At 62.7% G+C, this 5715-nt stretch carries 8 protein-coding genes; 4 read left to right on the forward strand and 4 right to left on the reverse strand.

Annotated features, from left to right (window positions below; all coding sequences use genetic code 11):
• Positions 1-228: 228 nt before the first annotated feature.
• The 3 genes from KBZ07_RS15220 to KBZ07_RS15230 form a co-directional block, all read right to left on the reverse strand.
• The gene (locus KBZ07_RS15220; RefSeq protein ID WP_254932401.1) at positions 229-462 is read right to left on the reverse strand and encodes a DUF1830 domain-containing protein; all 234 of its coding nucleotides are present in this window, start codon (positions 460-462) and stop codon (positions 229-231) included.
• A 122-nt stretch (positions 463-584) separates the two neighbouring features.
• Entirely contained in the window at positions 585-1160 is a 576-nt protein-coding gene (locus KBZ07_RS15225) for a rhomboid family intramembrane serine protease (RefSeq protein ID WP_254932402.1), read from the reverse strand.
• A gap of 23 nt (positions 1161-1183) precedes the next feature.
• Complete coding sequence (locus KBZ07_RS15230) at positions 1184-1741, reverse strand: PCC domain-containing protein (protein ID WP_254932403.1); 558 nt, start codon at positions 1739-1741, stop codon at positions 1184-1186.
• Between the two features lie 26 nt (positions 1742-1767).
• On the opposite strand from KBZ07_RS15230, the gene KBZ07_RS15235 reads away from it, so the two are divergent.
• The gene (locus tag KBZ07_RS15235; RefSeq protein ID WP_396124121.1) at positions 1768-2667 is read left to right on the forward strand and encodes a PfkB family carbohydrate kinase; all 900 of its coding nucleotides are present in this window, start codon (positions 1768-1770) and stop codon (positions 2665-2667) included.
• Here the strand turns inward: KBZ07_RS15235 and KBZ07_RS15240 are convergent.
• On the reverse strand, positions 2628-3677 hold the full coding sequence (locus KBZ07_RS15240; RefSeq protein ID WP_254932407.1) for a sensor domain-containing diguanylate cyclase: 1050 nt from the start codon (positions 3675-3677) through the stop codon (positions 2628-2630). The genes KBZ07_RS15235 and KBZ07_RS15240 overlap by 40 nt on opposite strands.
• A 66-nt stretch (positions 3678-3743) precedes the next feature.
• Between KBZ07_RS15240 and KBZ07_RS15245 the strand changes: the two genes are divergently transcribed.
• The 3 genes from KBZ07_RS15245 to KBZ07_RS15255 all read left to right on the forward strand — a co-directional run.
• Positions 3744-4070 carry a 4a-hydroxytetrahydrobiopterin dehydratase gene (locus tag KBZ07_RS15245; protein ID WP_254932404.1) on the forward strand — a complete coding sequence of 109 codons (327 nt, stop codon included), beginning with the start codon at positions 3744-3746 and terminating at the stop codon, positions 4068-4070.
• 101 nt (positions 4071-4171) lie between these two features.
• Positions 4172-4873: a hypothetical protein gene (locus KBZ07_RS15250; RefSeq protein ID WP_254932408.1), complete on the forward strand. Its 702-nt coding sequence runs from the start codon at positions 4172-4174 to the stop codon at positions 4871-4873.
• A gap of 188 nt (positions 4874-5061) precedes the next feature.
• A partial coding sequence (locus tag KBZ07_RS15255) for a DUF4912 domain-containing protein (protein ID WP_254932405.1) occupies positions 5062-5715 on the forward strand: 654 nt, incomplete at its 3' end.

A 5715-nucleotide genomic window follows, 5' to 3' on the forward strand; every position in this document is an offset into this window, starting at 1 on the left:
GATAATAAATAAAGCGGATAACACCAGCTCCATGGCCAACCCATCTCACCGCCCAATCCAGCAAAAGCCCTGGCCAGAAAGCCTGGTTCCGACCCAGCTCAATTGCCTTGGCCGCACCTGCCTGAAGTGGCAAGCCAATGGTGAACTGACCGACCTCGATCTACAACTGGTACTTGTGCGGCTTGCCCAGGCCGATCAGGCCGGCACTGCCCTGACTGGATTGGCCCCCTACAAGGCATTGGCAAGGGAGCCAGCCTCAAATCGATCTAGCAGCTCTGCGCCAGATAGGCCATTACTCCAAAGCTCGACATGGGCCTCAACGGGAGCATCAAAATACCATTCCTCAAAGGGAAAGAGCACCTTCTCAAGCAGAGTTTTATCTGCGTGAATGAGTTTTAAGATTACCAAATAGTTGCTTTTGTTTAGGTAATGGCAGAGGTTGGAGTAGTGACAGATTTCCATCCATGGGCGCAACTGTGTCGATATGACCTTGGGCCATGGTGGACTGGAAGTCTGTGGCGAAGCACACCATTCGCGCTTCAGTAGGTAGATCTGCTGCACTTCTGCAGCAGATCTAACAATCGTCAAACCCTGGGATCGGACAACTTCTGGCGAGCCATGGCCCGGGCCGCCAGCATCCCGCCCACAAAGCCGCTGAGGTGGCCGATCCAACTAACCCCAGGTGGCGAAAAGATCGGTAGCAGGCTCGGTAAAATCCCCGCGTAGGTAAGCAGCACTGTAAGGGAAAGAACTAGTGAAAGGATGCGACGCTCCAGCCAGCCGATTAATAGCAAATAACCGAGCAATCCATATACAACTCCGGAGAGGCCATGGCTGCCAACTGGCCAGAGCAACCAAACTGGTATTGCCGCGGCATAGACCCCCAGCCAGACGGCAAGATAATCGCCGCGTCCGCGCAGCAATACCAACCAGGAAAGGGGTAGAAAGATGAGTGAATTGGCCAGCAGATGGCCAAAGCCGCCATGGCTGAATGGGGCAGTCAAGACCCCCAGGAATGAACCTCCAGGAGCCATCGGCAAATTCCATTGACCGCCATAGAACAGCTGGTCGATCAGCTCCTGAACCCAGGGGATCAGCAGGATCAAAAGTGGAATAAAGATATTCAGCCCAGCCCGATCGATCCAGCGCCGCAATGTCATAGGAAACGCTTTAGCGGCAATGATTAGGGGCGAAGCGCTTCGAGCTCGCCACGGCCATGGAGCTCGGCAAGGGCGTCGTAGCCGCCGATTGCCACCCCATCAATGAACAACTGGGGAACCGGGCCTGCCCCATCAGGTGCAATTTCCAGGTAGGGGATGGCCAGGGTTCGCAGCATCCGCAGGGCCCGAATCGAATAGGGGCAGCCAGGAAGAACTGCAATCTTCACCCTGGGCCCGGGCGCCGGTCTTGCCGCCTCTTCGAGCAGGCCCACGAGAAGGTCAGCCCCCCTCAATACCAGGGTGCCGGGTTCCAAATGGCCGCCCCAAACCTGACATTCGGCATCAGAGAAGCTGAGGTGCAAATGGACACCGTTGGGGCTGATAGTGCCCTGCAGGGTGATTATCTCCAGCTCACCGGAGATGATCGTGGCCGCTGGCCTGTCGGGACAGGCAAAGGCTGCCCGGGAAAGGTTGCCCACCACGCTCAGCACAAAACCGGTGGCATCGCTCTGACGGGCGAACTGCTCGAGTGTTAGCCGCACATCGCTGCCAGCTTCGAGATGGAGCGGAGCAGCGCGCATGGCTGGCAAGGGTGGGTGGCTCGGCCATGCAGACTAAACGAGTCAACATTGGCCCCGCCCCGGTTGCCATGGGCTTCGATTCCGCACTGGAGGGCCTCTCCTTAGCGGTGGTTGGTCACGTTGAGTGGGTCAGCTTTTTGTCGGTCGCAGAGCTGCCGGGGCCGGGCTCGATCTGCCAGGCCAAGGCATTTCGGGAGGAGCCGGCAGGTGGCGGAGCCGTGGCTGCCGTGCAGCTGGCGAGGCTTAGCCGCCTGCCGGTCAAGTTCTACACAGCGCTTGGTAAGGATGGCATCGGCGAGCAGGCTGCGGCCAGGCTCCGGGCCCTCGGCCTCGACCTGGAAGTGGCCTGGCGCGACGCCCCCACCAGGCGGGGCGTGAGTTTTGTCGATCCAGCCGGCGACCGGGCGATCACTGTTATCGGCCAGCGCCTTCAGCCCGAGGCCAGCGACCCCCTGCCTTGGGCAGATTTGGCACTCCGTGATGGGGTCTTCGTCACCGCAACTGACGCCCCCGGCCTGCAGCTCTGCCGTCAGGCCGGGGTGCTTGCCGTCACGCCCCGGTTGTCCATGGCGCTGGTCGCCGCCAGCGGGGTCAGCTGTGATGCCTTGATCGGCAGTGCCCTCGATCCAGCCGAGCGGGTTGAGCCAGGTGAACTGCATCAGCCGCCCCGTCTACGCATTGCCACCGAAGGGGCAGCCGGGGGGTGGAGTGAGCCGGGGGGACGCTATCCAGCCCAGGCGCTGCCGGGACTTTTGGTTGATAGCTACGGCTGTGGCGACAGCTTTGCCGCGGGGGTGACAGCTGGGCTGGCAGCAGGTTGGTCCGTGGCTGAGGCCATCTGCCTGGGAAGCCGCTGCGGCGCAGCCTGCGCCACCGTATTTGGCCCCTATGCGCCCAGAAAAGCCCGGTTACGTGGCTCCGGGTAATCGCCAGCTGGCAGGGGTGCATTGTTCAACAGTTTGGCGATCTGGTTCTGACCGTTGCCCTGGGCAAGTATCAGGGCCTTTTCAGCACGGTGCAAAAGGTCTTGAGCGCCCTGATCGGCCAGCGCCAATTGGGTCAAGCCCCCACTGATCCCGAGGCGATGGCCGCTGGCTGTGTACACCCCGGACAATTCGTTAATGCCGCAACGGATTGCATCAGCGCGCTCCAGGGCTGCATCCAGGTCGGTATTGGCCATCAGCAAAGCGAACTGCTGCTCATCGATCTGGCCAGCCAAGTCCTGAGGGCTTTGCTGGGAGCTCAGCAGAGCCGCCACATCGAGCAGGACCTGGTCGGAAGCCTGCTGGCCCCAGCGTTGGCGAAGCTGGCTGAAGTGGTCAAGCTCGATTACCAGCAGGGCCAGGGGGGAGTCCCCCTGACGAGCCCGGGCAAGTTCTGGTTCTGCCTGTTCCAGGAAGCTGGCGCGGGTAGGAAATCCGCTGATCGGCTGCACCGTTGCCAAACGGCGTAGCTCAAACTCCCGCAGCACCAATTTAGCGAGATCATCGAGCAGGGCCACCTGGTTGTTGCTGAAGTGGCGCGGCTGCCTGTCAATGACGCAGAGGGTGCCGAGGTTGTGGCCCTGGTTGCTCTGCAGGGGTATACCCGCATAGAAACGCACGAAGGGATCGCCGGTCACCAGCGGGTTGGTGCAAAAACGGGAATCCTGTCTTGCATCGGGCACGACAAGCGGTTCATCTCCGGCGATGGCGTGGGCACAGAAGGCCATTTGCCTTGGGGTTTGGGTTGCATCGAGGCCGTGGTGGGCCAGAAACCATTGCCTCTCCCCATCTACCAGGGAGATCAGGGCAATCGGAGTTTCCAGCACGGTGGCCGTCAACCGCACCAGACGGTCGAAGTGTTCATCCCCAGGGTGGTTGAGGATTCCCTGCCGCTCGAGGTCGCGCTGGCGCTCAAGCTCGTCTTGGGGGATGGGGAAATCGGGGTAAGGCATCTCCACCGCCCGAGAGTCACCAACCTAGGCCGGCCATGATGGGATGGTTGCATCCAGGCTTGGCCGATGACCCTTTCCCAGGAAACCTGCATCCCCTGTCGAGATGGCGCCCCCACCCTCAGCCAAGCAGAACTTGATGCCCTGATGCTGGAACTGCCTGGTTGGCAGGTGGTGGACGGCCACCACCTGCTGAAATCTTGGACCTTCCCGGATTTCCAGCAGGCCCTCGAGTGGGTCAACAGGGCAGGCGCGATCTGCGAAGCCGAGGGCCATCACGCCGAGTTCACCTTGGGCTGGGGCCACGCCGAGGCCCTGATCTACACCCATAAAGTTGACGGACTGACCCGCGCCGATGCAGTGCTGGCTGCCCGCCTCGACGCTGCATCCGCCTAGTTTCGCAATCTTTCAACCCAATTGGACAGCGGCTAGCAGTGGGACCAGATAGAAGTGAGGTCAGGAGCAACCACCCTGGAGCTCTGCCCAAGCCTTCCCCCATGACCTGCGTGTTCCGCCCTACCCTGCTGGCTGCTTCAGCTGCCACAGCCCTTTTCCTGCTCCTTCCCTGGGCAGCTGAGGCACGGCCGGGCGGTGCCGGAGGCTTTGGCGGTGCCCGGGGTGTCGGCGGAGCCGGCTCGGGGGCAGGGGCTCGCCCGGGGACCGGCTTTGGAGCTGCCGGGGCTGGCGTCACCCCCCGGGCCGGGGTCGGCGCGGGCGGAATCGGTACTCCCGCCTCCGGAGCGGGTGCACTTCCTGGCGCCGGCTGGGGTACAGCCGGTGTCGGCGTTAGGCCGGCTGCCGGGGCATATGGCGCCGGGGCATGGCATGGGGGCTGGGCCACAGGCGGCTACTGGGCGACCAGGCCCTGGCCCTATGGCTGGTATGGCACCGCTCCGCTGGCCTGGGGCGTGGCGGGCATGGCCAGCGCGGCCGCCATCACAAACTCGGTAAACGCCGCCGCCGCCCAGCAGTCCACCGTGATCGTGGTGCCGCAGACAGGCTTCCAGCTCAACTACGCCTCGGTGAAGGCGATCGAGCCCGACTCCGTGAGCTTCACCTGGACCAACGGCGCCCTCAGCCAGGCCGCAAGCGGCAACTGCCGCCAGGGAAGCCTCAACGGCGCCCCTGCCACCGCCGCCAACGCCAACCTGCTCAACGCCGCCTGCGTGATTGCCTACGGCAACGGCCAAACCATCTGATCCCGCTGACATTGGGGGCAGCCAGGGCCAGGGGACCAAGAACCCCCATCGGGCAGGAAAGGTGGGGCACCACTGGCCCCGAGCCGATGGCAGGGTCGCAGCCGAGACCGGTTGGGAACTGCTGACAGACCCTCGAAAATTAAGGGAATAGGCGGGATCCTTGTTCGAGACCTTCCAGCGAGTCCGTCATGGTGACGTCAGGCTTTCCCCTATCCAATCAAAACGAAGCCGAAGGCTTTGACATTGGCCAGCTGAGCCTGCGCCAGCTGCGCCAGATGGCCAGTGACTTGGGCATCGGCCGCTACAGCCGCATGCTCAAGGACCAGTTGCTGAGCGCCATTCAACGCAGATCAGACGCCGGGGCCGACTCACAGGACCAGCCCGAGCAACTACGTTCGATTGAGGCCGAGATGGTGCCCGCTCCCCGCCCGGAGCTGCAGACGACAGTTGTATTCCTCCCCCGTGATCCCCAGTGGGCCTACGTGTTTTGGGAGCTCTCAGACGTTGACCGGAGGCAGGCCATGGCCGACGGCTCGACCCAGCTGGTGTTGCGAGTAGCCGATGTAACGGGCCTGGGCGGCGGAGCGGCCCACCAGCACACCCTGATGGAAGTGGTTGTCAACAGCCATGCCACCGAGTGGTATCTGCCGGTGCCCCTCAGTGACCGCGATTACCGGGTGGAGCTTGGCTATCGCGTGGCAGGCTCCAGTTGGCGCTCCCTTGCCTTCTCCGGAGTGGCCCGCGTTCCAGCCCTCCACCCCAGCGAGCAGGTGCTGGACCAGTTTGTGCCATTCAGCCTCGATGCGATGGCTCCAGTTTCAGATGAGAATTTCTCCGTACCC

This window comes from Cyanobium sp. BA20m-14, from assembly GCF_024346295.1.